Annotated in this window: 18 protein-coding genes; 10 read left to right on the top strand and 8 right to left on the bottom strand. The window is 59.0% G+C overall.

The genetic code is table 11. The features are described 5' to 3' along the window. Positions 1-74: 74 nt before the first annotated feature. The 3 genes from CFII64_RS16175 (at position 75) to yccS (ending at position 3,402) form a co-directional block, all read left to right on the top strand. Entirely contained in the window at positions 75-485 is a 411-nt protein-coding gene (locus tag CFII64_RS16175) for a lysozyme inhibitor LprI family protein (protein ID WP_020291880.1), read from the top strand. Positions 486-548: 63 nt separating this feature from the next. Then, positions 549-965 carry a DUF3010 family protein gene (locus tag CFII64_RS16170; protein WP_020291879.1) on the top strand — a complete coding sequence of 139 codons (417 nt, stop codon included), beginning with the start codon at positions 549-551 and terminating at the stop codon, positions 963-965. A 238-nt stretch (positions 966-1,203) separates the two neighbouring features. After that, positions 1,204-3,402 carry a YccS family putative transporter gene (yccS, locus tag CFII64_RS16165; protein WP_020291878.1) on the top strand — a complete coding sequence of 733 codons (2,199 nt, stop codon included), beginning with the start codon at positions 1,204-1,206 and terminating at the stop codon, positions 3,400-3,402. On the opposite strand, the gene CFII64_RS16160 is transcribed toward yccS, so the two are convergent. After that, the gene (locus CFII64_RS16160) at positions 3,383-4,120 is read right to left on the bottom strand and encodes an ABC transporter substrate-binding protein (protein WP_020291877.1); all 738 of its coding nucleotides are present in this window, start codon (positions 4,118-4,120) and stop codon (positions 3,383-3,385) included. The two genes, yccS and CFII64_RS16160, sit on opposite strands and share 20 nt — an antisense overlap. A 278-nt stretch (positions 4,121-4,398) precedes the next feature. Here CFII64_RS16160 and CFII64_RS16155 point away from each other — a divergent pair, with 278 nt between their 5' ends. Continuing rightward, entirely contained in the window at positions 4,399-4,857 is a 459-nt protein-coding gene (locus CFII64_RS16155; RefSeq protein WP_020291876.1) for a GNAT family N-acetyltransferase, read from the top strand. 9 nt (positions 4,858-4,866) lie between these two features. Here the strand turns inward: CFII64_RS16155 and CFII64_RS16150 are convergent, their stop codons facing one another. The 3 genes from CFII64_RS16150 to CFII64_RS16140 form a co-directional block, all read right to left on the bottom strand. Beyond that, positions 4,867-5,163, bottom strand: coding sequence for a helix-turn-helix domain-containing protein (locus CFII64_RS16150; RefSeq protein ID WP_020291875.1), 297 nt, complete (start codon positions 5,161-5,163; stop codon positions 4,867-4,869). Between the two features lie 75 nt (positions 5,164-5,238). Continuing rightward, complete coding sequence (locus CFII64_RS16145) at positions 5,239-5,739, bottom strand: M48 family metallopeptidase (protein ID WP_044901428.1); 501 nt, start codon at positions 5,737-5,739, stop codon at positions 5,239-5,241. Positions 5,740-5,792: 53 nt separating this feature from the next. Next, positions 5,793-7,922: a bifunctional diguanylate cyclase/phosphodiesterase gene (locus CFII64_RS16140; RefSeq protein WP_020291873.1), complete on the bottom strand. Its 2,130-nt coding sequence runs from the start codon at positions 7,920-7,922 to the stop codon at positions 5,793-5,795. A 317-nt stretch (positions 7,923-8,239) separates the two neighbouring features. Between CFII64_RS16140 and CFII64_RS16135 the strand changes: the two genes are divergently transcribed. Next, positions 8,240-8,911: a polysaccharide lyase family 7 protein gene (locus CFII64_RS16135; protein WP_020291872.1), complete on the top strand. Its 672-nt coding sequence runs from the start codon at positions 8,240-8,242 to the stop codon at positions 8,909-8,911. A 132-nt stretch (positions 8,912-9,043) separates the two neighbouring features. Here CFII64_RS16135 and CFII64_RS16130 read toward each other — a convergent pair whose 3' ends face one another. The 3 genes from CFII64_RS16130 to putP form a co-directional block, all read right to left on the bottom strand. After that, positions 9,044-9,508 (bottom strand): hypothetical protein, encoded by a 465-nt coding sequence (locus CFII64_RS16130; RefSeq protein ID WP_020291871.1) that lies wholly within the window; start codon positions 9,506-9,508, stop codon positions 9,044-9,046. Next, complete coding sequence (locus CFII64_RS16125; protein WP_020291870.1) at positions 9,505-9,726, bottom strand: hypothetical protein; 222 nt, start codon at positions 9,724-9,726, stop codon at positions 9,505-9,507. The genes CFII64_RS16130 and CFII64_RS16125 overlap by 4 nt, the downstream gene beginning before the upstream one ends. A 168-nt stretch (positions 9,727-9,894) precedes the next feature. Next, positions 9,895-11,385, bottom strand: coding sequence for a sodium/proline symporter PutP (gene putP / locus CFII64_RS16120; protein ID WP_020291869.1), 1,491 nt, complete (start codon positions 11,383-11,385; stop codon positions 9,895-9,897). Between the two features lie 448 nt (positions 11,386-11,833). On the opposite strand from putP, the gene putA reads away from it, so the two are divergent. The 3 genes from putA to CFII64_RS16105 all read left to right on the top strand — a co-directional run bounded on the left by putA (position 11,834) and on the right by CFII64_RS16105 (position 18,598). Continuing rightward, the gene (gene putA, locus CFII64_RS16115; RefSeq protein ID WP_020291868.1) at positions 11,834-15,787 is read left to right on the top strand and encodes a trifunctional transcriptional regulator/proline dehydrogenase/L-glutamate gamma-semialdehyde dehydrogenase; all 3,954 of its coding nucleotides are present in this window, start codon (positions 11,834-11,836) and stop codon (positions 15,785-15,787) included. 483 nt (positions 15,788-16,270) lie between these two features. Next, positions 16,271-16,474 carry a DUF6124 family protein gene (locus tag CFII64_RS16110; protein ID WP_020291867.1) on the top strand — a complete coding sequence of 68 codons (204 nt, stop codon included), beginning with the start codon at positions 16,271-16,273 and terminating at the stop codon, positions 16,472-16,474. A gap of 321 nt (positions 16,475-16,795) precedes the next feature. Beyond that, positions 16,796-18,598: an acyl-CoA dehydrogenase gene (locus CFII64_RS16105; RefSeq protein ID WP_020291866.1), complete on the top strand. Its 1,803-nt coding sequence runs from the start codon at positions 16,796-16,798 to the stop codon at positions 18,596-18,598. 18 nt (positions 18,599-18,616) lie between these two features. On the opposite strand, the gene CFII64_RS16100 is transcribed toward CFII64_RS16105, so the two are convergent. Beyond that, positions 18,617-21,250 carry a dermonecrotic toxin domain-containing protein gene (locus tag CFII64_RS16100; protein WP_020291865.1) on the bottom strand — a complete coding sequence of 878 codons (2,634 nt, stop codon included), beginning with the start codon at positions 21,248-21,250 and terminating at the stop codon, positions 18,617-18,619. A 204-nt stretch (positions 21,251-21,454) separates the two neighbouring features. On the opposite strand from CFII64_RS16100, the gene CFII64_RS16095 reads away from it, so the two are divergent. Together CFII64_RS16095 and mscK are read left to right on the top strand one after the other, a co-directional pair. Next, positions 21,455-23,197: a potassium/proton antiporter gene (locus CFII64_RS16095; protein ID WP_020291864.1), complete on the top strand. Its 1,743-nt coding sequence runs from the start codon at positions 21,455-21,457 to the stop codon at positions 23,195-23,197. Between the two features lie 35 nt (positions 23,198-23,232). Next, positions 23,233-26,640: a mechanosensitive channel MscK gene (gene mscK / locus CFII64_RS16090; RefSeq protein WP_020291863.1), complete on the top strand. Its 3,408-nt coding sequence runs from the start codon at positions 23,233-23,235 to the stop codon at positions 26,638-26,640. Positions 26,641-26,745 lie beyond the last annotated feature (105 nt).

Here is a 26,745-nt window from a genome sequence, read left to right as displayed (position 1 = left end):
GTCTGTGTCGCAAACCTGTTCTTTGCCTCGCGCATGGGCCAGAATTCAACGCATCAATGAATCGGAGCGACTCGATGAAAACGGTTTTCCTGACTTTGGCGCTTCTGGCGACCGGCATTACTGGCGCTCACGCTGCTACAAACCCCGATGCCACGCCTTGCGACGGCGTCGATGAGGACAAGCAGACCCTGGAGTGCTCGAAATACAGCCGCGAAACCGCCGAGCAGCTGCTCACCGAGAACTTCCAGAACCTGTTGCAGCGGGTGCAGACCCAATTCGGTGCCAACAAGGCGCAATTCGACTATTTCACCGGCAAGCTCAAGACCGCCCAGCAAGCCTGGCAAAAACTGCGCGACGCTGACTGCGCCGTGGAAGTCTTCCCGGCCGCTGCTGGTAGCAAGGCGTTCACCATCGCCGAGAATGACTGCTTGGCGCGCATGAGCGATGAGCGGTCGGAATACCTGGAGTCGATTGCCCAGGAATGACGTTTTTCGATGGGCTATCGTGTCGGCCTTATAAATTTCGGACTTTGTAGTTAAGGCTTTCTCATGATTATTTGCGGCGTGGAAATCAAAGGCAGCGAGGCTATTTTCGCCCTCGCGACCCTGCAGCATGGCGGCATCGAACATTTGCCGCTGGCGACCAAGAAGATTGCTCTGGAAGACGACGACGAGTCAGTCAACGTCAAAGCCTTCGCGACGCAGATTGCCAGCTTTGTGCGCGAGAACGGCATCAGTCATATCGTGATCAAGAAGCGCAGCAAGAAAGGCGAGTTCGCGGGCGGCCCGACCACCTTCAAGATCGAAACGATCTTTCAGCTGCTATCTGATTGCGAAGTGACGCTGATGTCGCCGCAAACCATCAATGCGCAAAACAAGAAACACGACTTCGCCCTGCCCGCCTCGCTGAACAAATATCAGCATGAGGCGTATAAAGCGGCGTGTTCGGGCTTGATGAAGCGATAGTTGAGCGCGAGTCTGTAGAAATTTTGCGTCCAGCGAACACCGTATATGTGCCTATGTGGGACCGGCTTTAGCCGGGAAGAGGCCAGTACATCCGATGCATCTGCAGCGCCTGGAAAACAGCCTTCCCGGCTAAAGCCGGTCCTACAATTTTGCTTATCGATATGTACAGACCTCACTCAGGCCTGTACATATCCGGGTGCAGGATCGATCAATCGCGAACAAGGCCGTCAGCTCTTCTATGGCATCGAAATCTCTTCGTCACACGTTCCGTCGTCTGTGGGCGCTGGATAAATTCAGTTACAGCGTTCGCGTCTTCATCGCGCTGACCGGCAGCATGGCGCTGTGCTGGTACCAGAACGAAATGGGCTTGTTGATCCCGTTGTTTCTGGGGATTATCGCCAGCGCGCTGGCCGAAACCGATGACAGCTGGCAAGGCCGCCTCAATGCCCTGGCGGTGACGCTGGTGTGTTTCAGCATCGCCGCGCTGGCCGTGGAACTGCTGTTTCCCTACCCGATTCTGTTTGTCTGCTCGTTCGCCCTGGCGGCGTTTTGCCTGACGATGCTCGGCGCCTTGGGCGAGCGCTACAGCGCCATCGCTTACGGCACGCTGATTCTGTCGGTGTACACCATGATCGGCGTCGACCAGCGCGGCGGCGAAGTGCTGGATTTCTGGCATGAGCCGATGCTGCTGGTGGCAGGCGCGGCCTGGTACGGGTTGCTGTCGGTGTTGTGGCAGATGCTGTTTTCCAATCAGCCGGTGCAACAGGCGCTGGCCCGCCTGTTTCGCGAGCTGGGGCAATACCTGAAGCTCAAATCAAGCCTGTTCGAGCCGATCCGCCAGCTGGATGTCGAAGCCCGACGCCTGGAACTGGCGCAGCAGAACGGCCGCGTGGTGGCAGCACTGAATGCCACCAAGGAAATCATCCTGCATCGGGTAGGCAATGGCCGACCTGGTTCGAAGGTCAGTCGCTACCTGAAGCTGTATTTCATCGCTCAGGACATTCACGAGCGCGCCAGCTCATCGCATTACCCGTACAACTCGCTGGCCGAAGCGTTCTTCCACAGCGACGTGCTGTTTCGCTGTCAGCGCCTGCTGCGGCAACAAGGCGTGGCCTGCCAGGCACTGTCCGAATCCATCCAGCTGCGCCAGCCGTTCGTGTATGACGACAGCTTCGCGTATGCCATGGAAGATTTACAGGCCTCGCTGGAACACCTGCGCATCCAGAGCAATCCGGCCTGGCGCGGGCTGTTGCGCTCCTTGCGCGCCCTGGCCGCCAACCTTGGCACGCTTGATCGCCTCATCAAAGACGCCAGCAATCCGGACGCCGTGGCCGATGCCACCGACAGTTCGCTGCTGGATCGCTCGCCGCGCAACTTCAAGGATGCCTGGAATCGCCTGCGCCTGCAGCTGACACCGACGTCACTGCTGTTTCGTCACGCCTTGCGCCTGCCGCTGGCGTTGACGGTCGGTTACGCCATGGTTCACCTGATTCACCCGTCCCAGGGCTACTGGATCATCCTGACCACGGTTTTCGTTTGCCAGCCCAGTTACGGCGCGACCCGCCGCAAGCTGGGGCAGCGGATTATCGGCACCGCCATCGGCCTGACGATCGGCTGGGCGCTGTTCGATCTGATCACCAGCCCGATTCTGCAATCGATGTGCGCGGTGCTGGCCGGCGTGGTGTTCTTCGTCAACCGCACCACGCGCTACACCTTGTCCACCGCCGCGATTACGGTGATGGTGCTGTTCTGTTTCAATCAGGTGGGCGACGGCTACGGGCTGTTCCTGCCGCGCTTGTTCGATACCTTGCTCGGCAGCCTGATTGCCGGGCTGGCGGTGTTCCTGTTCCTGCCGGACTGGCAAGGGCGGCGCTTGAACAAGGTGCTGGCCAATACCCTCACCTGCAACAGCATTTACTTGCGCCAGATCATGCAGCAATACGCCCATGGCAAAAGCGACGACCTGGCTTATCGCCTCGCTCGCCGCAACGCGCACAATGCCGACGCGGCGCTGTCCACCACGCTGGCCAACATGCTCATGGAACCGGGGCATTTCCGTAAGGAAGCGGATGTCGGGTTCCGCTTCCTGGTGCTTTCGCACACCTTGCTGAGTTATTTGTCAGGGTTGGGCGCGCATCGGGAGACTCAACTACCGAGCGAAGTCCGCGAGCACCTGATCGAAGGTGCGGGCGCGACGCTGGCCGCCAGTATCGATGAAATCGCGCAAAGCCTGGCCGAGAAGAAACCGGTCGCGATTCAAAGCGACGCGGAAGAACACCTGGCGGCTGAACTGGAGCAGATGCCCGACGAACTGGATGAGAGCCAGCGTCTGGTGCAAACCCAGCTGGCGTTGATCTGTCGCCAATTGGGACCGTTGCGAACCCTGGCCGCGCACCTGATCAAAGCCCCGGAAGAAGCTACAAGCCATGCTGCCTGAATAACGCATCGTAACTGCCGTCAGCTTTCATCGCGGCAATCTCGCGATTGAAGTTGGCGACGATCTCTTCCCGATGCGGATTTTTCAGGCTGACCAGAATATGCAGGCTGTTCTCGCTCAATGACTTGGGCAGGAACTCAATCGCGTCACGTACGGCTCTGGATTCCTGAGACAGATAGAAGCGGGCGACAAATTCGTCTTCTACAGCCAGATCGACACGTCCGGCAACCACCATGCGCACGGCCATGGAAAAATCGTTGACCGGAACCTTTTCCAGCATCTCGTCGCTGTCGAATTCCGCTGAATAGGTATAGCCGCGCACCACGGCAATGGGCCGTTCGTAGAGTTGATACAGTTCCCGGTACTCGACGCTGGATCGGCTGCGCTTTAGAAAACGCACCCGGTTGAGCAAATATTCGGAGGAGAACAGGCCTAGCTTGGTGCGTTCCTGGTTGAACCACGCATTGACCAGTACGTCATAGCGCCCTTCACCCACGCCGTTCAACGCCCGCGCCCATGGCACCTGCTGGCACTCGGTGTCATACCCGGCGCGTTTGAGCGCGGTACTGACCAGATCGGTCGCCAGCCCGCCATTGAGCAAGGTGTTGTCCGTGAACGGTGGCCAGAGATCGGCCACCAGACGAAGCTTTTCTCCCGCGCCGGCCTGCGCCACCAGCAACCATCCCAGCAACCCCACTGCTCGAAGCAAACACGGCATGCTCATTTTCCTGAGATAGGCGAGGCAATCACGTCAAATGTGCGTTCGGGTAGCGTCGCACGACTAATGGCGAGTTGCCTGTATTGAAGACTGATTCAGGCCTTTTCACAACCGATATGAATGCTGCATTTGTGCGGTTGTTCAATGAATATTCTGCGCGGATATCTTGCAAAAAAAGCGTGATAAGGCGGGGGCTGGAGGTTTTTTGGGTAACTTTATTGGGCAACCCCGCGGATGCGTTTAGTATTCGCGTCAGGTTTCTTCTTCGAGTCAGCCACATGTCTATCAAATGGATCTGCAAACATCACACCGACCTCAGCAAAGAACAGCTGTACGCGATCCTGCAATTGCGCGCCGAGGTGTTCGTGGTCGAGCAGCAATGCGTGTATCTGGACGTGGACGGGCTGGACCTGATGGGCGATACCTGCCACTTGATGGCCTGGCGCGAGGACAAGCTGGTGGCGTATCTGCGCCTGCTCGACCCGATACAGCAAGGCGGTGACGTGACCATCGGCCGGGTCGTGACCGCGCCTTCGATTCGTAGCCGGGGCATTGGTCACGAATTGATGGAGCAAGCGCTGGAAAACGCCGAGAAGAAATGGCCCGATCAGCCGATCTATCTGTCCGCGCAAGCTCACCTGCAAGGTTATTACAGCCGCTACGGCTTCGAACCGGTCGGTGAGGTGTATCTGGAAGATGAAATCCCGCACGTCGGCATGCGTCGCGATCTGGAGTAACAGCCGCCGTCAGGGATAACCGAGCACCGCTTTGATCTGCCCCAGGTGCCGGGTGATCCAGTCGCGGTCGATGGCGCCCCAGTCACGAATCCGGTAATGCCCGGCGTGATTGCGCGCGCCATCCTGCTGCTCGAACTCGCACTGAATATCCAGATCGGCCAGCGCTGCAATGGTGTCCTGCGCGGTGCGACGCGGCATGCCGGTGATCTCGGTCAACGCTGGCACGCTGCTGGCGAGCTGGCTGTCGATCAGATACGCCACGTAAAGCCGGCGGTAGAAACTGCTTTTGGTCTTGCTGACGTCCATGGTCTGACTCCGTGTTCTATAAAAATCAACCGTAGGAGCGGCTTTAGCCGCGAGGGGTCCCGGCTAAAGCCGCTCCTACGACATATCCCGCCACGTCAGGTAAATCCGCAGATCGAACTCCAACTGGTGATACCCCGGCTGCATGTGTTCGCACAGCTGATAGAACGCCTTGTTGTGATCCGATTCCTTGAAGTGTGCCAGTTCATGCACGACGATCATTTTCAGAAACTCCGGCGCGGCGTCCTTGAACAGCGCGGCGACGCGGATTTCTTTCTTGGCCTTGAGCTTGCCGCCCTGAATGCGTGAAATCGTCGAATGCAGGCCCAGTGCGCGATGGGTCAGGTCCAGGCGATTGTCGAACAGCACTTTGTCGATGTTCGGCGCATTGCGCAGATGCTCTTGCTTGATCGCCTGGGCGTAGGCGTAAAGCGCCTTGTCGCTCTGGATCGCATGGCGCTCGGGATAACGCTGCTGGAGATAATCGCCGAGTTTTTCCTGGGCAATGAGCTGGCGCACCTGCTCCTGAAGAGCGGGCGGATAAGCCTGAAGGTATTTAAGCGGAGCTGAAGCTGTCATGAGCGGTGCTGTTGATCTCTAAGGCAGAAGACAAAGGCAGCAGTGTACAGAACTCAACGGCGTTTTAGCCCTTGCCAGTCAAACGGCTGCGGGAAGCGCAACGCGTCTTCGGCGATCATCGGATGCGCCACCAGAAACCCTTGAATCAACTGGCAGCCATTGTCTTTGAGCCATTGGTATTGCTCGATGGTTTCCACGCCTTCGGCAATCACCAGCACATCCAGATTGCGACACAACTCGATGATGCTCCTGGCAACGGCCAGGTCGCGAACCGAGCCCAGCATGCTGGCGATGAAATTGCGATCAATCTTCAAGGTGTCGATGTCCAGATTGCGCAAATGCGACAGCGAACACTCGCCAACCCCGAAGTCATCCAGCGCCACGCGAACGCCAATATCATGCAGCAACTGGATCTGCATGCGACTGTGATTCAGGTTATGCACCAGGGAGCTTTCGGTAATCTCGACCTCAAGCTGACCCGGCTTCAGATCAAAACGCTGCATTGCCCGATGCAACTCAGACGCCAGGTTGGGCATGCTGAACTGCGTGGAACTGACGCTGACGCTCAGCACCAGATTGGCATCGAAGACTTCGTTCCAGCGCTTACGCTGCGCCGCGCCCTGCTCGAAAATCCAGCCACCGAGTTTGGTGATCAAACGGGTTTCTTCCAGCAAGGGAATAAACAGCCCCGGCGGTACGTCCCCGGCACTGGGATGCTGCCAGCGCAACAACGCCTCGAAGCCCCGCAGGCGGCCACCGTCGATGAAGACCTGCGGCTGATAGACCATGGAAAAATCTTTGCCATCAATGGCCGTGCGTACGCTTTCCTCCAGCATCAGTCGCGAGCGGGCGCGGCCGTTCATTTCCTGGTCGAAGAAACGGTATTGCTGACGCCCGGCGCGCTTGGCTTCATACATGGCGATATCCGCGGCCCGCAGCAGACCGTCCAGATTGGCGCCGCAATCCGGGAAGGTGGCGATGCCGATGCTGGCGCCCAGGGTAATGTCCAGGCCGTCGACCTGGCGGCGCAGCGAGACGCGCTCAATCAGTTTTTCCGCGACTTTGGCGGCATGCTCAGGGAAGTCCAGGCCGTCGATGACCACGGTAAACTCGTCGCCGCCCATGCGCGCCAGTACGTCATACGGGCGCATGCATTCCTTGAGTTGCTGGGAAACCCAGAGCAGCACCTGATCGCCAGCATCGTGGCCAAGGGAATCGTTGATGCGCTTGAAGCCATCCAGATCGAGGTAAAGCAGCACCAGAAACTTGCCGGCCTGCTCGTTGCGCAACAGCATGCTTTCGACAGTCTGGTAAAAACCACGGCGATTGAGCAGCCCGGTCAAGGTATCGGTGACCGCCTGCTGCTCCAACTGGCGATACAGATCGCGCACCACTGACATATCCCGAATGCTCAATACCATGGCTTTACGCTCCACCGGCAATGGCGCGCATGACAGTGCCACTGGCAGCTGGCAACCGGAAGTCGTGCGCAGGCTTGCGTCATGCAATCGATAGGACTCGCCGCTGCGATAGTGGCGATAAAAGCCCGACTCGTGCCAGTCCACCACCCTCGGCTCGGTCAGGTAGTCGAGCAGCGACGTTCCGCACAGCTGCTCGGCTTCGGCGCCGAGCAAGCCACAAATCGCCGGGTTGGCAAAATTGATCACCCCCTTCTCATCAATGACCAGGATGCCTTCGTCGATATTGTCCAGCACCGAGGCATTGAACGCCCTGGCCTCCTCCAGCTCCAGCGACAGCTTTTGCAGGGCGCGGCGATTCTGCTGTTGCTCCAGCAATGCCTGCACTTTGGGCTTGAGGACGTTGGGATCGAAGGGTTTGAACAGGTAATCCACCGCGCCGCTGGCATAGCCTTTGTGGACGGCGTCCCGTGAATGCTCGGTGGCGGTAAGAAAGATAATCGGCGTCAAGCGCGTTCGATGGCTGCCGCGCATCAGGCGCGCCACTTCGTATCCGTCCATACCAGGCATCTGAACGTCGAGCAGCACCAGATCCACCTCTCTTTCGAGGAGAACCGTCAGCGCTTCTATCCCGGAACTCGCAGTAACAATGCACCAATCCTGACGATTGAGGACGGCGCGCATCGTTACCAGATTTTCCGGATAGTCATCGACGACTAACAAAACCGAACAGCCATCACTTGGCTTGGGTTGCGCGCATTCCATGCTGCTTCTCTTTTTGTGGCCTGACGCCTGGGAATCGGGTGACACCCTTATCCGAATGGCTTTCACTCTAGACCCGTCCGGGAAAAACCAGAAGCGAGCTAGCCAAATGCCACCAACAAACTGAACACCACCCGACTAACGGTAGGGCGCTGTAACCCTTACCCTGTCAGCCGTGCGGCGAAAATGGCGGCACTTTGACGTCAGAGGCTCGACAAAATTCCATTAACAAACAGTTTTTCAGACCGTATAACCAATACCCCCAAAGCCGCGAGCTAGACGCTTGGTGCTGGCAATGAGACATAGTGGACGACTGAAAAATGATTGATCTTTCTTCTTGGAATCTGAGCATCCCGGTAGGCTCGCCGCCGAAGACCATCGAAACCGCGCAGCTGGTCAAAGGCTACGACGGCAAGTATTTCAACTCGGGTTCCGGCTCGATTTTCTTCTGGGCGCCGGTCACCGGAGCACGCACCGCCAACGCCATCTACCCCCGCAGTGAACTGCGCGAAACCTGGTCGGACGGGTCGCTGCACAACTGGCTGTATCCCGACGCCGACAACTATTTGAACGCCACCCTGGAAGTCAATCAGGTTCCGTCCTCCGGCAAAATCGTCATCGGCCAGATCCACGCCTATAACAGCACCGAGCCGATGCTGAAGGTCGAGTATCAGTACAAGGACAGCAGCGGATCGGGAAACATCGTCGCCAAGGTGCGCAACCGCTTTGACGACAAGAAAAGCCGCGTCGTCCAGATCGCCGAAGGCGTGCCGCTCAATGAGAAATTCAAATACGTCATCCACCTCAGCCCCGGCGGCCAGCTAAGCGTCAGCGCCAGAAACATGAACTGGAGCACCCCGATCAGCGCCACCTGGCGTGACAAGCCGCTGTACTTCAAGGCGGGGGTATATACGCAGGATCATTCCGGCTATAGCAATGAAGGCGGCAAGGCGACCTTCTATAACCTGGATATTGATCACAACAAGACTTGATCAACCCATACAACCCTCGTTGAAGCGAGGCTTGCCCGCGAAGAGGCCAGTGACAACTCTGAAGAGTGAGTTGGCTGCACTGGGCTCTTCCCGGATGAATCCGGTCCTACAAAGTCAGCAGCGCCTGCAGGTTTATCGAACGATTTCGTAATCGATCTCGCCGGTCTTCTCATTAATCTGGCAATAACAGGCGGGTCTCTGCTGGCTGGGAGCGAACCAACTGAGGTGCAGCGCTACGAACGCCACAAGCCATAACCAAAACGAGCCGACGCGGACCCAATACAGGACGACAAATAACAACTTCAACTTGGCCGGGAAATTTTTAATATCTTTAGGGTTGGCTGTGCCCTTATGAAGGTAATGACGAGATCTGGCCACGACATGTATGACTTGATTCACCATTGCCATTTTTTCACCGCCGAAAGACGTTGAATAATATAGTTGTCCCGTCACAGCATGGCTGTTTTTCAGGTACTCGAACAGTTTTTCCTGTTTAAAGTACCCAAAGCCATAGCTGATACCCAGACAGAGCAAGAGGCCCACCGTACTGACGAGACTTGCCCACAGGAAGAATTCGTAGAGTGATTCAGCGTTCATCTTGGAAAGTCCTTGCGACTGGAAATGCCCAAGGCGGTTTTGATGTCCGGGTGATCGGCGAAGCCGACGCCTGCCTTGATCACGGGGCAAGTTTGGCGTCCAGTCGGGAAAACAGCTGTTGGCGCTCCCTGAAGAATTGCGCCGAGCGTAGAAGCCTGGGCTGTCAGTCGAGCAGCAGCGTGGCTGACGTCCCAGATATCGTAACGATTGAGGTTCACTCGATAAGTTCCTTTCTATAAACGAGTCCTTCCTGATGGTTGGCAAGTTTATTGAAAAGATCACGGCGCGAATGTAGGACGAGTCTGAAAATGGCGGGGTGGAGGCGGGGGGAAATCAGATTCGGTAGGAGCCAACTTGTTGGCTCCTACCGTTTTTACGTCAGCGGATTAACGCGTTGCATCCTGAAATTCTTTCTCGGCCAGCTCAAAACGCGTCTGCATGCCAACCGACGGGCCTTTGCCCAGCAGGCTGAAGACGACGATGGCGATGCTGGCGAAGAGGAAGCCGGGGATGATTTCGTACAGACCCCAGATGCTGAAGTTCTTCCAGACGATCACGGTAATGGCACCCACCAGAATCCCGGCCAGCGCACCGTTGCGGGTCATGCCTTTCCACAGTACCGAGATCAGCACCACCGGACCAAACGCAGCGCCGAAGCCTGCCCAGGCGTAGCTCACCAGACCCAGTACGCGGTTTTCCGGATTGGCCGCCAGCAGAATCGCGATCACTGCAATCAGCAGCACCATGGCGCGGCCGACCCAGACCAGTTCGGTCTGGGAAGCTTTTTTGCGCAGGAAGGCTTTATAGAAGTCTTCGGTCAGGGCGCTGGAGCACACCAGCAACTGGCAGCTCAGAGTGCTCATGACGGCAGCAAGGATCGCCGACAGCAGCACGCCGGTGATCCACGGGTTGAACAGCAGCTTGGCCAGTTCGATGAATACCCGCTCCGGGTTTTCAGTCACGGGACCGGCAACTTCCGGATGGGCCGAGAAGTAAGCGATACCGAAGAAACCGGCCGCGACGGTGCCGCCCAGGCACAGGATCATCCAGGTCATGGAGATACGACGGGCGCTGGCGATGGACTTCACCGAATCGGCAGCCATGAAACGCGCCAGGATGTGCGGCTGACCGAAGTAGCCAAGGCCCCAGCCCATCAGGGAAATGATGCCGATGAAGGTGGTGTTCTTGAACATGTCGAACGCGCCCGGGTCCTTGGCTTCGATCGCCAGGAAGGTTGCGTCGATGCCGCCGGTGGCCAGCAGCACGATGATCGGCGTGAGAATCAAGGCGAAGATCATCAGGGTTGCCTGAACGGTGTCAGTCCAGCTTACGGCCAGGAAACCACCCACAAAGGTGTAGGCAATCGTCGCAGCAGCACCGGCCCACAAGGCGGTCTCGTAGGACATGCCGAAAGTGCTTTCGAACAACCGCGCGCCAGCCACAATCCCGGAAGCACAATAAATAGTGAAGAACACCAGGATCACCACCGCCGCGATGATACGCAGCAGGCCGCTGGTGTCTTCAAATCGGCTGGTGAAGTAGTCCGGCAGGGTCAAGGCATCGCCGTTGTGCTCGGTCTGCACGCGCAGACGGCCAGCCACGAACAACCAGTTCAGATAAGCCCCGACGATCAGGCCAATGGCGATCCAGCTTTCCGACAGGCCGGACATATAGATGGCGCCGGGCAAGCCCATGAGCAACCAGCCGCTCATGTCCGATGCGCCAGCCGACAGTGCCGTAACGAAACTGCCCAGGCTGCGGCCACCGAGGATGTAATCCGAGAGGTTATTGGTGGAGCGATAAGCCATAAGGCCGATCAATACCATCGCCGCGATGTAGATCACGAAGGTGATGAGGGTGGGATTGCTGACACTCATTGAATTCTGCCCTGGCATTGTTTTTATAGACGCCGACTGATCTCGTGATCAATGCACCCGCTTCAGGACATTGATTGCAGACGGCTGTACTGACTGCGTTTCGTATAAAAAGCAGTCCGTTCGTGAGGCTTCCAGCGCGGTTGCACTGGGGGAATGAATGCTATTCAAGAACGGGAATAAGGTGCAACCCTTATTTTCGAATAAGTTGCACCTTTTCGACCAGTTGGCAAATCTCGCCTTTCGCGCCCCAATTTGGCGCGGTCAGTGGGTTTTATCGAATTAAAAGCCCCGGCATTGCGCACCTGAAGGCTCGTGAAATTCATTTACTGACGAACGAACAAATAATCAATGGAAAAAGGGTTGCACCCGGTTGCACCTCAGCCATTGCATCGCTAATCTTGTCCGACAACCACGGCCACACCCAAAGTGGCGAAAATGAGGACAGCACATGGCGACCACCACTCTGGGTGTCAAACTCGACGACCCGACCCGCGAGCGATTGAAAGCCGCCGCCCACTCCATCGACCGTACACCGCACTGGTTGATCAAGCAGGCGATTTTCAATTACCTGGAAAAGCTCGAAGGTGGTGCAACCCTTTCTGAACTCAACGGTTTGATCAGTAAAGACGGCGACGACCATGGCGAGCTGCCGGTCGACGCAGCGCATCAATGCTTCCTCGAATTCGCTGAAAGCATCCTGCCGCAATCTGTCCTGCGTGCCGCGATCACCTCGGCTTATCGCCGCCCTGAGCAGGAAGTCGTGCCAATGCTCATCGAGCAGGCGCGTCTGCCGGTGTCGATGGCCGAAGCGACCAACAAGCTGGCAGCGTCTATTGCTGAAAAACTGCGCAATCAGAAAAGCGCCGGCGGCCGTGCAGGCATTGTTCAAGGACTGTTGCAGGAATTTTCCCTGTCTTCCCAGGAAGGTGTGGCGCTGATGTGCCTGGCCGAAGCGTTGTTGCGCATCCCGGACAAAGGCACCCGCGACGCGCTGATCCGCGACAAGATCAGCACCGGCAACTGGCATCCGCACCTGGGCAACAGCCCGTCGCTGTTCGTCAACGCCGCCACCTGGGGCTTGCTGCTGACCGGCAAACTGGTCGCCACTCACAATGAAACGGGCCTGACGTCCTCCCTGAGCCGCATCATCGGCAAGAGCGGCGAGCCGATGATCCGCAAAGGCGTGGACATGGCCATGCGTTTGATGGGCGAGCAGTTCGTGACCGGCGAAACCATCGCTGAAGCGCTGGCCAACGCCAGCAAGTTCGAAGCCAAGGGCTTCCGTTATTCCTACGACATGCTCGGCGAAGCGGCGCTGACCGAACACGACGCGCAGAAATACCTGGCGTCCTACGAGCAGGCGATCCACTCCATCGGCAAAGCGTCCCATGGCCGTGGGATTTATGAAGGCCCCGGCATTTCCATCAAGTTGTCGGCACTGCACCCGCGTTACAGCCGCGCGCAGTACGAGCGTGTGATGGAAGAGTTGTACCCGCGCCTGCTGTCGCTGACCCTGCTGGCCAAGCAATATGACATCGGCTTGAACATCGACGCCGAAGAAGCCGACCGCCTTGAGCTGTCGCTGGATCTGCTTGAGCGCCTGTGCTTCGAGCCGCAGCTGACCGGCTGGAACGGCATCGGTTTCGTGATCCAGGCCTATCAGAAGCGTTGCCCGTATGTGATCGACTACGTGATTGACCTGGCCCGTCGCAGCCGCCATCGCCTGATGATTCGTCTGGTGAAAGGCGCGTACTGGGACAGCGAAATCAAACGCGCCCAGGTTGAAGGCCTGGAAGGCTATCCGGTCTACACCCGCAAGGTGTACACCGACGTTTCCTACATTGCCTGTGCGCGCAAACTGCTCTCGGTGCCGGAAGTCATCTACCCGCAGTTCGCCACGCACAACGCCCACACCTTGTCGGCCATTTACCACATTGCCGGTCAGAACTATTACCCCGGCCAATACGAATTCCAGTGCCTCCACGGCATGGGCGAACCGCTTTACGAGCAGGTTGTAGGCAAAGTCTCCGATGGCAAGCTGAACCGTCCGTGTCGCGTGTACGCACCGGTCGGCACCCACGAAACGCTGCTGGCGTATCTGGTGCGTCGTCTGCTGGAAAACGGCGCCAATACCTCGTTCGTCAACCGCATTGCCGATCAATCCATCTCTATTCAAGAGCTTGTGGCCGATCCAGTGAACCAGATCGAGCAGATGGCGACGCAGGAAGGCGGTTTCGGCCTGCCACACCCGCGTATCCCGCTGCCGCGTGACTTGTACGGCGCCGAACGCGCCAACTCCAGCGGCATCGATCTGGCCAACGAACACCGCCTGGGTTCGCTGTCCTCGGCGTTGCTGGCGACCGCTCACAACGACTGGAAAGCCGGCCCGATGCTGGGCAGCCCGGCCAGCGAAGGCGCTGCGGCTCCCGTGCTGAACCCGTCCGACTTGCGTGATGTGGTCGGCCATGTGCAGGAAGCCAGCCTGGAAGATGTCGACACCGCGTTGCACTGCGCGCTGAGCGCCGGTCCGATCTGGCAAGCCACGCCGCCAGCCGAACGTGCGGCGATTCTGGAACGCGCCGCCGACTTGATGGAAGGCGAGATTCAGCCACTGATGGGCCTGCTGGCCCGTGAAGCCGGCAAGACCTTCGCCAACGCCATCGCCGAAGTCCGCGAAGCGGTGGATTTCCTGCGCTACTACGCCGTGCAGGCCCGTAACGATTTCTCCAATGACGCGCACCGTCCGCTGGGTCCGGTGGTTTGCATCAGCCCGTGGAACTTCCCGCTGGCGATTTTCAGCGGTCAGGTTGCTGCCGCGCTGGCCGCCGGTAACCCGGTGCTGGCCAAACCGGCTGAACAAACCCCGCTGGTGGCCGCACAAGCCGTGCGCATCCTGCTCGAAGCCGGGATTCCTGAAGGCGTCGTGCAGCTGTTGCCGGGTCGCGGCGAAACCGTCGGCGCTCGTCTGGTCGGCGATGATCGGGTCAAAGGCGTGATGTTCACCGGCTCCACCGAAGTGGCGCGTCTGCTGCAACGCAACGTCGCCGGTCGTCTGGATTCACAAGGTCGCCCGATCCCGCTGATCGCCGAAACCGGTGGCCAGAACGCGATGATCGTCGATTCCTCGGCGCTGACTGAGCAAGTGGTCATCGACGTGGTGTCCTCGGCCTTCGACAGCGCCGGGCAACGCTGCTCCGCCCTGCGCGTGCTGTGCTTGCAGGAAGATTCCGCAGATCGCGTCATCGAAATGCTCAAAGGGGCCATGGCTGAATGCCGCCTTGGCAACCCGGAACGCCTATCCGTGGACATCGGCCCGGTAATCGATGCCGAAGCCAAGGCGGGGATCGAAAAACACATCCAGGCCATGCGCGACAAAGGCCGCACGGTCTATCAGGTCGCCATCGCCGACAGCGCCGAAATCAAGCGCGGCACCTACGTGATGCCAACCCTGATCGAGCTGGAAAGCTTCGACGAACTGCAACGGGAGATCTTCGGCCCGGTGCTGCACGTGGTGCGCTACAAGCGTAAAGAGCTTGATCAACTGATCGGCCAGATCAACGCTTCCGGCTACGGCCTGACCCTCGGCGTGCACACGCGTATCGACGAGACGATCGCCAAGGTCATCGACAACGTCAACGCCGGTAACGTGTACGTCAACCGCAACATCGTCGGTGCCGTGGTCGGCGTGCAGCCGTTCGGCGGCGAAGGCTTGTCCGGCACCGGTCCGAAAGCTGGCGGTCCGCTGTATCTGTATCGCCTGCTGTCGACACGCCCGGTGGACGCCATCGAGCAATCCTTCGTGCGCGGCGATGCCCTGACAGCACCGGACACGCGGATGCGCGAAGCCTTGAGCAAACCGTTGCAGGCCCTGAAAACCTGGGCATCCAGCAATCAACAGCCAGAGCTGGATGCGCTGTGCAGCCAGTTTGCCGAGCAATCGCAAAGCGGCATCACCCGCCTGCTGACCGGCCCGACCGGCGAGCGCAACAGCTACAGCATCCTGCCTCGGGAACACGTGTTGTGCCTGGCGGAAGCAGAAAGCGATTTGCTGACCCAACTGGCTGCGGTTCTGGCCGTTGGCAGCACCGCGATCCTGCCGGACAACGAGCTGAGCAAAACCTTGCGCACGCGCCTGCCCAAAGACGTGCAAGCGCGGATCAAGCTGGTTGCCGACTGGACCAAGGACGAGGTGATCATCGACGCGGTTCTGCACCACGGCGATTCCGATCAACTGCGCTCGGTTTGCCAGCAAGTGGCGCAACGTGCCGGCGCAATCATCGGCGTCAACGGCCTGTCCCACGGCGAAACCAACGTGGCACTGGAGCGTCTGGTGATCGAACGCGCATTGAGCGTCAACACCGCTGCGGCGGGTGGTAATGCTAGCTTGATGACCATCGGGTAAAGCGTTTGCAATAAGGGCGATCCTGGCTCCGTTGGAGCGAGGCTTGCCCGCGAAAGCAATTGTTCATCCGGCAGAGATGCAGCGATGTAACGGCCTCTTCGCGGGCAAGCCTCGTTCCTACGGGATTCGCGCCCGACCCGAGAAAATCGTTACCTCAGCTAACAAAACACCCTTTCCTACACCGCCCTGCCGGTGTCTTTTCCCTTTCTTCTGCGTGAACTTTCCGAGAGAATCCTGACCGCTTGCGCCGGGGATTTCGAGGCTCTAGGCTGGGTCGGTCGCTGAACATCAGTGATCGGGTTTAGCAGCCTGTCCAACATCCAAGGCTCGCAAGTGCCGCTCTATGGCGGCTTTGCGCGGGGCACTTTCGAGTGCGCTGGGTTGCCTTGGATACCTGGTCTGCTAACCCGCGACAAAGCCGCCACCTTTCATTCGGTTAGCAGCGAATCTCCGGTGGCTCCGCTAAATCCAAGGAGCCAAAAAATGAACAAGGCATCATCCGAAACATCTCTGGAACAATCCCTTCTCCACATCAGCGATCTGCTGCGCTGCGCCGCTGCAACTGCCTACGAAACCGGCGACAGCCTCAATGGCCCGAAACGCGACCTGGCGTTTTCGGCTGTGCACCTGATTGAAATGGCCCGTACCGAGCTGGATCGATCGCTGGTGAGTGTTGAAGCGCGGTAAATCGAATGACCTGTAGGAGGGGACTCGTCCCCGAAAGCGATTGCCCTGACGAAAAAAACCGCAATGTTAACGCCGCCTGGACGACCGCCTTCGGGGACGAGTCCCCTCCTACGCTGAAATGAATCCGTAGGACCGGCTTCAGCCGGGAGGGCGGTATTTCTGACGATACAAACGCGCTGGGTTGCCTACCCCCTCCCGGCTAAAGCCGGTCCTACGGGGCTCACCTACAACCTTTTCCCCACCATCACCCAAATCAATCTTCCTGTTCACCCCCGCCCTTCAATCCTAGACTCGACGCATCCCCACACAAGGTTTGTCACCATGTCCGAGACGCTGCTCTGTTCGCGCAATCTGGCTTTCGAGCTGTATGAAGTGCTCGACGCCGAGGCTTTGACCCGGCGGGAACGGTTTGCCGAGCACAATCGTGAGACATTCGATGCGGCCATTGGCACGGCGCGGACGATTGCCGAGAGGTATTTCGCGCCGCACAACCGGAAGGCTGATGAAAACGAGCCGCGTTATGAAAATGGCGAGGCGGTGCTGATTCCTGAGGTCAAACCGGCGGTCGATGCGTTTCTCGATGCGGGATTTCTCAATGCCACGCGCAGTTTCGAGGCGGGCGGCATGCAGTTGCCGACGCTGCTGTCGCAAGCCTGCTTTGCGCATTTTCAGGCCGCGAATGCTGGATCCACGGCGTATCCGTTCCTGACCATGGGCGCGGCCAATCTCATTGAAAGCTTTGGCAGCGATGAACAGAAACAACATTTTTTACAGCCTATGATCGAAGGCCGGTTCTTCGGCACCATGGCGCTGACCGAACCTCATGCCGGGTCGTCGCTGTCGGACATTCGCACCCGCGCCGAGCCTGCCGAGGAGGGCACGTATCGCCTGCGGGGCAACAAGATTTTTATCTCCGGCGGCGATCACGGTCTGGCCGAGAATATCGTGCACATGGTGCTGGCCAGGTTGCCGGATGCGCCTGCCGGGGTGAGAGGTATTTCGCTGTTCATCGTGCCCAAGTTTCTGGTCAATGACGATGCCAGCCTTGGCCCGCGCAACGATGTGCTGCTGGCCGGCCTGTTTCACAAGATGGGCTGGCGCGGCACGACGTCCACGGCGCTCAACTTCGGCGATAACGGCGCGTGTGTCGGCTATCTGGTGGGCAAGCCGCATCGGGGCTTGAGCTACATGTTCCAGATGATGAACGAAGCACGCATCGGCGTCGGCATGGGTGCGGTCATGCTCGGCTACGCGGGTTATCTGTATTCCCTGGATTACGCGCGGCAACGCCCGCAAGGTCGCTTGCCGGACAACAAAAGCCCGGACAGCGCGCCGGTGGCGATCATTGAGCATGCCGATGTGCGGCGCATGTTGCTGACCCAGAAAGCCTACGTCGAAGGCGCGTTCGATCTGGGTTTGTATGCCGCGCGTTTATTCGATGACACCACCACCGGCGAAACCGAAGAGGTTCGCAGCAAGGCTCAGGAACTGCTCGACCTGCTGACGCCCATCGTCAAATCCTGGCCTTCGGAGTTTTGCCTGAAAGCCAACGAACTGGCGATCCAGATTCTCGGCGGCCATGGCTACACTCGCGAATATCCGGTGGAGCAGTATTACCGCGACAATCGTTTGAATCCGATTCACGAGGGCACTCACGGCATTCAGTCTCTGGACTTGCTGGGCCGCAAGCTGGCGCAAAACGGTGGCGCCGGGCTCAAGCAATTGATCCGCCTGATTGCCGACACCTGTGAACGGGCCAAATCCCACGCAAGCCTGACTGCATTGCGCGCACCGCTGGAGCAATTGGTGGCGCACCTGCAAACGGTGACGCTGGGTTTACTGACTGATCTGGCCCAGGGCAAGGTCACTTCGACGCTGGCCAATTCTGCGCTGTATCTGAAGGCCTTCGGCCATGCGGTGATCGGCTGGCGTTGGCTGGAACAAGCCATCCACGCCGAGCAAGGTCTGGCGGCAGGCAACCCGGCGGATACGGATTTCTATAAAGGCAAGCTGCAGGCCGCCCGGTATTTCCTGACGTGGGAAGTACCCGGCTGCCATCACGAGCTGGCAATTCTCGAAGCCCGTGATGACACGTGTCTGGCGATGCAGGATGAATGGTTCTAGACGCTCATCCGGCGAACCTCACAACGGGAAAAACAAGTCGATCAGCGCCTCGCCTTGCGGCCCGAGCTTGGCGGCGAAGTCATCGCGACTGAACGGCTCGCCCGTGCGCAAATGGAAGGTCTTGCCTGCCCATTGACCGGATTTCTCCAGCGCGCGGTGTTTTTCCTTCAGCAGTACCTTGACGAACTTGAAGTGGTCACCCACCACTTCCTCGATGCGGTCGACCTGAAACCAGGTGCCGGGCTTGAAGAGGGATTCGGCCTCCTGCCAGTCACCGGAAAAGGGCGCGATAGGCGTTGCACTCTGGTAGGTTTTCTTCGCCAGCTCAAAGACCACGGACGTGTCGTCAAAGGTGATCTCGGCGCCAGCAGCCATGTCGTGGATAAACCGGTGCGACTGCTCACCCGCCTGGCTGCTGGAAAAAACCCGCGCCAGATAAGGGTTTTCGCTGAATGAGGTGAAATCGGTGCTCACCAGAATATCGCCAACTTTTATCTGGCCGGAACGAAAGGTGACCCCCGAGGTGCCACGATGGCCGCTGCCGCCGCGATACAGGTCCACATCGTTGTTGTAACCGATGCTGTCGAGGTCTTCGACAAGCTCTTCGATAAGCTGCGCCTGATTACCGGATTGCGGCTGGCCATTGCGCAGGTAGACGTTGAACATCTCGTCGTATTGCGTGTAGTCGGCAACACGTCCGCCGACGTATTCGTCGCCAATCTTGAACAGCCGGTGTTCGTCGCCCCAGGCGTCGATGAGGATTCTGTCGCCTGCTTCGTTGGTGGTGACGAACTCATCGGCGTCCAGGTCCGAGTCTGTGTCCGAGCCTGAGTCAGGCCCATATTCTCTTACGCTTTCGTCCACTACGGATTTTTGCCGGGCAAGGGCCACCTCGGACAAACGCTCCTCCTCCTTCAGGTCGAAACGCATGTAAGTGTCCCAGAACGGCGATTCTGTCCTGGCAAACGATGTGTCGCAAACACTTGCGGCTGACGACGAACCCGCTATTTCCTGCATCGGTGCGCCAGCTTTCAGTTTCGGCGGTGCCAGCAGCTCCCATTCGCCACGCGCGTTGAGCCGTACAGGTTGAGTGCCCTGGAAGGCGAAGGGGTTTTGCGGATCGACAACGGCCCAGCTGTGCAGCTCTTCTTTATAAAGCACCCGATAAGGCACGCCGCGCATCTCGATCCAGGTTTCGCCATCGGCCAGCACGTGCACGCCTTGCAAGCGCCCCATCGCCTTGGGAGCCGCAGCGGGCAAAATCAGGTTGCCCTCCAGATTTGCCAACGATTCGCCGCTGTCGAGCACCGGCAGCCAGTCTTCGACAGACGCCTCGGCGCCGATTGCGCCCGGAATCGGCAAGTTGAAGGCAACAAACACCGAGTTGAATACAGCACCGAGCACACCCGCCTTGCGCAGCCGTGGCGTATTGCCATTTACGGCTTGATCGATGTTCAAGCCGACATTGGCGAGCCCTGCGCCCACCAGCGTGAGCGCAACCGGCCAGCCCAGCGGCGCGACGGCACCAAACACCCGAATGAAGGCGTTCAGATAGCCGATCCATATCTGTTTGCGCAGGCTGGCATTGGATGTCAGAAATTGCGCCTGCTCGTGCATGTTGTGTAGCGCCTGTTCGCGCAAGTGCTCGAACACATCGCCGGCGATGACCTTATCCAGACGATTGATGACCTTTTCGTCAGACCATTCATTGCGTTGCAACTGCCCGATCCAGCGGTCGAAGGTGCCGCCATCCTGATCCTTGGCGGTCTGCGAGGAGAAAAAATGCAAGGTAAAAGCCGTTCGTGATGCCTCGGTTGCACAACGCTCCAGCACCCAGGCGCGCAATTGGTCATCGTTGGCAAACCGATGAAAGGCCGGGACTTCGCCCGGCACGTAGAGAATCTGCCCACCGCTGCTGTCGACGATTCGTACCACGTCGTGGGCGACGTATTGGCCAATATCGAAGCTGCGCAAGCTGATGCCGGGTTGTGGCGCAACCCGTGACTGCAGGGCGCACAAGGTCATGACCGGAGGCAGCGTTTCGGCAACGGCGCGGATGACCGTCAGATAGTCGGCGTCCGACAACGCGCCACCGCGCTGCGCCTGCCCCGCTGCGCCGAGGAAATGCGCCTTGCTCAGGGTTCGGAAATTTTCACCGTGGGCGGTCCAGAACTGCTTGATCTTGCGCTGATACACCGCGCTCAAATCCAGCGCCCAGAAATCCCGCAAGACGACTTGCGGCAGCATCGCCACTTCGTTGCGCTCGTTATAGACCCCATGCTGCGGGCCGTCGGTGTAGAAGCCGCCATAGACCTGCAAGTCATCGTTGGCGTCCTGATCCCGGGCACTGAACCGATGCATGACCAGTTCGACCAGCGTCATGGACTCGGTGGGCACCCCTGAATGCTCCCAACCGGTGAAGGTTCGGCTGCTGCTCATGGCGCCGCTGAAGCGATGCCAGTAGACCTGGGTGGGATTCAGGCGTTTGTTCGTATGTTTTTTCAAGATATGCAGCGCGGTCGCATACGCCAGACCGTGGGCATCCGGGTAGTCCTGAATGTACTGCCGGGCAATTTTCTTCAGGCGCAACTCATCGTTGAGCGCTGGATTCTCGACAGTCGCAGTCGAGGTGGAGGTGTCAATCGCAGGCATGACTTCGTTCCTTGCTAATGGAGAAGTCATGCACGTGATCAAAAAACCGCGGATGCGGGCCCCTATATATTTACTGCGCTTTAATGTTGTAACCTTTTTTGACAGCCAGCCATTTCAACAGGTTAGAATCCTTGGCACGCGGACTGCATGGTCATTTCGCGCCCTCATTTTTTTTATCGTCATATTTTGTCTGGAGTACCGCCCTTGGATGCTGCGACCATCAACAGCGTGTTCTTGATCGGCGCGTTGCTGGTTGGGGCAAGCATCCTGGTCAGCTCGCTGTCGTCACGCCTGGGCATCCCGATTCTGGTGATCATCCTGGCCGTGGGCATGGTCGCGGGCGTCGACGGCGGCGGCATCATTTTCGACAATTACGCCACGGCGTATCTGGTGGGCAACCTCGCCCTGGCCGTGATCCTGCTCGACGGCGGGCTGCGTACGCGGGTGTCCAGTTTCCGGGTCGCGCTCTGGCCGGCGTTGTCGCTGGCCACGGTTGGCGTGCTGATCACCACCGGCTTGACCGGCATGATGGCCGCATGGTTATTCAACCTGAACATGATTCAGGGCCTGCTGATCGGCGCCATCGTCGGCTCGACCGACGCCGCCGCAGTCTTTTCCCTGCTGGGCGGCAAAGGCCTGAACGAGCGGGTCACCGCCAGCCTGGAAATCGAATCCGGCAGTAACGACCCGATGGCGGTGTTTCTTACCGTCACGCTGATCGGCATGCTCGCCAGCGGCCAGACCAGCCTGGAATGGAGCCTGCTGACGCACCTGCTTCGCGAATTCGGTATCGGCGGCATCATCGGCCTGGGCGGCGGCTGGTTGATGCTGCAACTGGTCAACCGGATCAATCTGGCCAACGGCCTGTATCCGATCCTGGTGATTGCCGGCGGCCTGGCGGTGTTTGCCTTGACCAACGCCATTCACGGCAGCGGCTTCCTGGCGGTGTATCTGTGCGGCCTGGTCATGGGCAACCGCCCGATCCGCAGCCGCCACGGCATTCTGCACATGCTCGACGGCATGGCCTGGCTGGCGCAGATCGGCATGTTCCTGGTGCTGGGTTTGCTGGTCACGCCCCACGACTTGCTGCCCATCGCAGTCCCGGCGCTGGGTCTGGCGCTGTGGATGATTCTGGTGGCGCGGCCGTTGTCGGTGATGGTCGGTCTGTTGCCGTTCAAGGCCTTTCATGGTCGCGAAAAAGCCTTTATCGCCTGGGTCGGCTTGCGTGGCGCGGTACCGATCATTCTCGCGGTGTTCCCGCTGATGGCGAACCTGCCCAATGCGCAGCTGTACTTCAATCTGGCGTTCTTCATCGTGCTCGTCTCTTTGTTGCTGCAAGGCACCAGCCTGCCGTGGATGGCCAAATTATTGAAAGTCACGGTGCCACCAGAACCCGCGCCGATTTCCCGTGCGCCGCTGGAGGTTCACCCGACCAGCGAGTGGGAGCTGTTCGTTTATCGTCTCGGCGCAGAAAAATGGTGTATCGGTGCCGCGCTGCGGGAACTGAAAATGCCGGAAGGCACGCGTATTGCGGCGCTGTTTCGCAGCCAGCAACTGCTCCATCCGTCGGGTAGTACCACGCTGGAAGTGGACGATCTGCTCTGCGTAATCGGCCATGAACATAACCTGGCTGCGCTGGGCAAACTGTTCAGCCAGGCGCCACAACGGGGTCTGGATCTGCGTTTCTTCGGCGACTTTGTCCTCGAAGGCGACGCCCAGCTGGGCGCGGTGGCGGCTTTGTATGGTCTGAAGCTGGACGGCCTGGACTCGAACATGCCGCTGAGCAAATTCATCGTGCAGAAGAATCGCGGCGAGCCGGTGGTCGGTGACCAGATTGAATGGAATGGAACTATTTGGACTGTTGCGGTGATGGAGGGGAACAAGATCCTCAAAGTCGGCGTCAGATTCCCGGAAGGAAGCCGCCCGGGTCCCGGGTTGTTCCTCTAAACTGCCCTTCTATTCGATCAGCTCGACCGGTGTCTATGTTGCCCCTGCGTAATTTCTTTGCTGCCATTCTGCTCGGCCTGTGCCTGTCTTCATTCCCAGTTCTGGCTGCCGACCCGCCCACCAGCGAAGCGGTGCAGCAAAGCCTGGACAAAATCGCCGACCGCAAACTGCCGGACGCTGATCAAAAAGCCTTGCGACAGGTGCTCGAGCAGACCCTGACGTTCCTGTCCAACAAGCGCGAGAGCGAGCAGAAGCTGACGTCGCTCAAGCAGCAACTGGCCGAAGCGCCCAAGCAGACCGGCGAAAACCAGCGTGAACTGGTGCGCCTGAAAGCCAGCAAAGTCATCCCGGTGGCGCAGCGCTATAACAATCTGGACGTGCCGCAGCTCGAACAATTGCTGAGTCAACGCAGCACCCAGCAAAGCGACCTGCAAAAAGCCCTGAATGACGCCAGCAGTCTGGTGATCACCGCCCAGACCCGTCCCGAGCGCGCCCAGGCGGAAATCAGCACCAACCAGACGCGCATCCAGCAAATCAACACGCTCTTGAAAATGGGCAAGGACAACGGCAAAAGCCTCAGCACCGAACAGCGCAACCAGCTCAATGCCGAGCTGGCGGCGATCAATGCACTGACGGTACTGCGTCGCCAGGAACTGGCGGGCAACAGCCAATTGCAGGATCTGGGCAACAGCCAGCATGACTTGCTGACCGAAAAAGTCGCGCGTCAGGAGCAGGAAATCCAGGAGCTGCAAACCCTGATCAACGACAAGCGCCGCGCTCAGTCGCAACAGACCGTGACGCAGCAATCCCTGGCAGCGGAAAAAGCTGGCAGCAGCAGCCTGCTGGCCACCGAAAGCGCCGCCAACCTCAAGCTTTCCGACTATTTGCTGCGCGGCACCGACCGCCTCAATGAGTTGACGCAGCAAAACCTCAAGACCAAGCAACAACTGGATAACCTGACCCAAAGCGATCAGGCGCTGGACGAACAGATCAACGTGCTGCGCGGCAGCCTGCTGCTGTCGAAAATCCTCTACAAACAGAAACAGGCACTGCCACACCTGCAACTGGACAAAGGCCTGGCTGACGAAATCGCCGACATTCGCCTCTATCAGTTCGAGGTCAATCAGCAGCGCGAGCAGATGAGCAGTCCGGCGGCCTACGTCGAGAAGCTGCTGGCCACGCAGCCGCCCGAGGAAATCACCCCGCAACTGCGCAAAACCCTGCTGGACATGGCCGTTACCCGCAGCGATCTGCTCGAACGCCTGAACCGCGAGCTGAGTTCGTTGCTTAACGAGTCCATCACGCTGCAGCTCAATCAGAAGCAGCTGGTCAGCACCGCCATGAGCCTGCGCGAGACGCTGGACGAGCAGATGTTCTGGATCCCCAGCAACAAGCCGCTGGACGTGGAGTGGTTTCAAGGGATCTGGCCGCGCCTGGAAAAGCAGGTCACGACCCTGCCCTGGGCATCGAGTATCAGCGAGCTGAGTGATGGCTTGACCCAGCGCCCGCTGCTGTTCCTGCCCCTGCTGCTGTTGATCGGCGTACTGACGTGGAAACGCAAGGCGCTCTACCACAAGCTCAACCGGCTGCACGCCGACATCGGCCACTTCAAGCGTGACAGTCAGTGGCAAACGCCGCTGGCGATCCTGATCAATGTGCTGCTGGCCATGCCGCTGGCTCTCGCTTTGGCGCTGTGTGGTTATGCGCTGCAGATCGATGCACGCGGGCAAAACACCAATCTGGGCGCGGCCTTGCTGCAAATCGCCCTGGCGTGGCTGGTGTTCTACACGGCCTACCGCATATTGGCGCCGGGCGGCGTGGCGCAACTGCATTTCCGCTGGGAAAAGGCGCAGGTCGAATTCCTGCAACGCTGGGTTCGCCGTCTGGGCCTGGTGGTGCTGGCGCTGGTGGCGGTGGTCGCCGTCGCCGAGCATCAACCCGCTTCCCTGGCCGACGATGTGCTGGGTATTGGCGTGGTCCTGACCTGTTACGGCTTGATGGCCTTCTTGCTCAGTCGTCTGTTGCTGGTCAGCCCGACCCACCACAATGCCTCGCTGTTTCGCCGCGCCGTCGGCCTGGCGTTTACCGCCCTGCCCATCGCGCTGTTTATCGCCGTCTGTTTCGGCTATTACTACACCGCGCTGAAACTCAGTGATCGCCTGATCAACACGCTGTATCTGCTGATGTTCTGGCTGGTGGTCGAGGCGGCGTTCGTGCGCGGTCTCGGGGTTGCGGCGCGACGCCTGGCGTATCAGCGGGCTCTCGCCAAACGGCAGGCCGCCAAGGAAAGCGGCGATGGCGATATGGTGGTTGAAGAACCGACGCTGGACATCGAGCAGGTCAACCAGCAATCCCTGCGCCTGATTCGCCTGGCCCTGCTGGCCGGTTTCATCGGCGCCTTGTACTGGGTGTGGTCGGACTTGATCTCGGTGTTCTCGTATCTGGACAACATCACCCTCTACGAATACACCAGCGGCACCGGCGCGACCATGAGCATGGTGCCGATCAGCCTCGGCGACATGATTGGCGCACTGGTGATCATCGTTATCACCTTCGTGCTGGCCAGCAACTTGCCCGGTTTGCTGGAAGTATTGGTGTTGTCACGCCTGAGCCTGGCTCAGGGCAGTGCTTATGCCACCACGACGCTGCTGTCCTACGCCATCGCCGGTATCGGTTTCGTCTCGACCTTGTCGGCACTCGGCGTGAGCTGGGACAAGCTGCAATGGCTGGTGGCGGCGCTGTCGGTGGGCCTGGGTTTCGGCATGCAGGAAATCTTCGCCAACTTCATCTCCGGCATCATGATCCTGTTCGAACGCCCGGTGCGTATCGGCGACACCATCACCATCGGCAACCTGTCGGGCACGGTCAGCAAGATTCGCATCCGCGCCACGACCATTACCGATTTTGATCGCAAAGACATCATCGTCCCGAACAAGACGTTCATCACCGGGCAGCTGATCAACTGGTCACTGACCGACACCGTGACCCGGGTCACCCTCAAGCTCGGCGTCGATTACGGCTCCGATCTGGAGCTGGTGCGCCGCCTGCTGCTCAAGGCTGCGCAGGACAATCCGCGCGTGCTGAAAGACCCGGCGCCTATCGTGTACTTCCTGAATTTCGGCGAAAGCACGCTGGATCACGAGTTGCGCATGCACGTGCGCGACCTGGGCGACCGTAACCCGGTACTCGACGAGATCAACCGTTTCATCAACAGCGAGTTCAAGAAGCAGCACATCAACATCTCGTTCCGCCAGATGGAGGTGTACCTGAAGAACCTGCACGGCCAGGAATACAAACTGGTACCGGTCGAGGACGAGCCGTCGAATCCAGGCGGGCCGCTCAAGCTCGATGAAGGTTCTGCCGACGCGCCTGTGAAGACGACCACCCCGATAAAACCGGCGCCTAAAGACGCGCCGGAGCCACCGGAACTGCGCCTGGACTGAAAAGGCGTTTTACAAAACAATCCCCGTAGGACCGGCTTCAGCCGGGAGCACACGCTCGCGGCTGATGCTCTCGCGGCTAAAGCCGCTCCTACGAGCCACTCCTAC

Source organism: Pseudomonas sp. CFII64 (assembly GCF_000416235.1).
Taxonomy (GTDB): Bacteria; Pseudomonadota; Gammaproteobacteria; order Pseudomonadales; family Pseudomonadaceae; genus Aquipseudomonas.
The sequence above is the reverse complement of the archived record's forward strand: the minus strand, read 5'-3'. Positions and strand labels throughout refer to the sequence as shown.

Bases quoted from the DNA above. Each gene is read 5' to 3' on its own strand.
- CFII64_RS16140 (WP_020291873.1), bottom strand. From the start codon at position 7,922: ATGGAATGCGCGCAACCCAAGCCAAGTGATGGCTGTTCGGTTTTGTTA.
- CFII64_RS16135 (WP_020291872.1), top strand. From the start codon at position 8,240: ATGATTGATCTTTCTTCTTGGAATCTGAGCATCCCGGTAGGCTCGCCG.
- mscK (WP_020291863.1), top strand. From the start codon at position 23,233: ATGTTGCCCCTGCGTAATTTCTTTGCTGCCATTCTGCTCGGCCTGTGC.
- CFII64_RS16155 (WP_020291876.1), top strand. From the start codon at position 4,399: ATGTCTATCAAATGGATCTGCAAACATCACACCGACCTCAGCAAAGAA.
- CFII64_RS16145 (WP_044901428.1), bottom strand. From the start codon at position 5,739: ATGACAGCTTCAGCTCCGCTTAAATACCTTCAGGCTTATCCGCCCGCT.
- CFII64_RS16105 (WP_020291866.1), top strand. From the start codon at position 16,796: ATGTCCGAGACGCTGCTCTGTTCGCGCAATCTGGCTTTCGAGCTGTAT.
- CFII64_RS16110 (WP_020291867.1), top strand. From the start codon at position 16,271: ATGAACAAGGCATCATCCGAAACATCTCTGGAACAATCCCTTCTCCAC.
- putP (WP_020291869.1), bottom strand. From the start codon at position 11,385: ATGAGTGTCAGCAATCCCACCCTCATCACCTTCGTGATCTACATCGCG.
- putA (WP_020291868.1), top strand. From the start codon at position 11,834: ATGGCGACCACCACTCTGGGTGTCAAACTCGACGACCCGACCCGCGAG.
- CFII64_RS16100 (WP_020291865.1), bottom strand. From the start codon at position 21,250: ATGCCTGCGATTGACACCTCCACCTCGACTGCGACTGTCGAGAATCCA.
- yccS (WP_020291878.1), top strand. From the start codon at position 1,204: ATGGCATCGAAATCTCTTCGTCACACGTTCCGTCGTCTGTGGGCGCTG.
- CFII64_RS16160 (WP_020291877.1), bottom strand. From the start codon at position 4,120: ATGCCGTGTTTGCTTCGAGCAGTGGGGTTGCTGGGATGGTTGCTGGTG.
- CFII64_RS16130 (WP_020291871.1), bottom strand. From the start codon at position 9,508: ATGAACGCTGAATCACTCTACGAATTCTTCCTGTGGGCAAGTCTCGTC.
- CFII64_RS16150 (WP_020291875.1), bottom strand. From the start codon at position 5,163: ATGGACGTCAGCAAGACCAAAAGCAGTTTCTACCGCCGGCTTTACGTG.
- CFII64_RS16175 (WP_020291880.1), top strand. From the start codon at position 75: ATGAAAACGGTTTTCCTGACTTTGGCGCTTCTGGCGACCGGCATTACT.
- CFII64_RS16170 (WP_020291879.1), top strand. From the start codon at position 549: ATGATTATTTGCGGCGTGGAAATCAAAGGCAGCGAGGCTATTTTCGCC.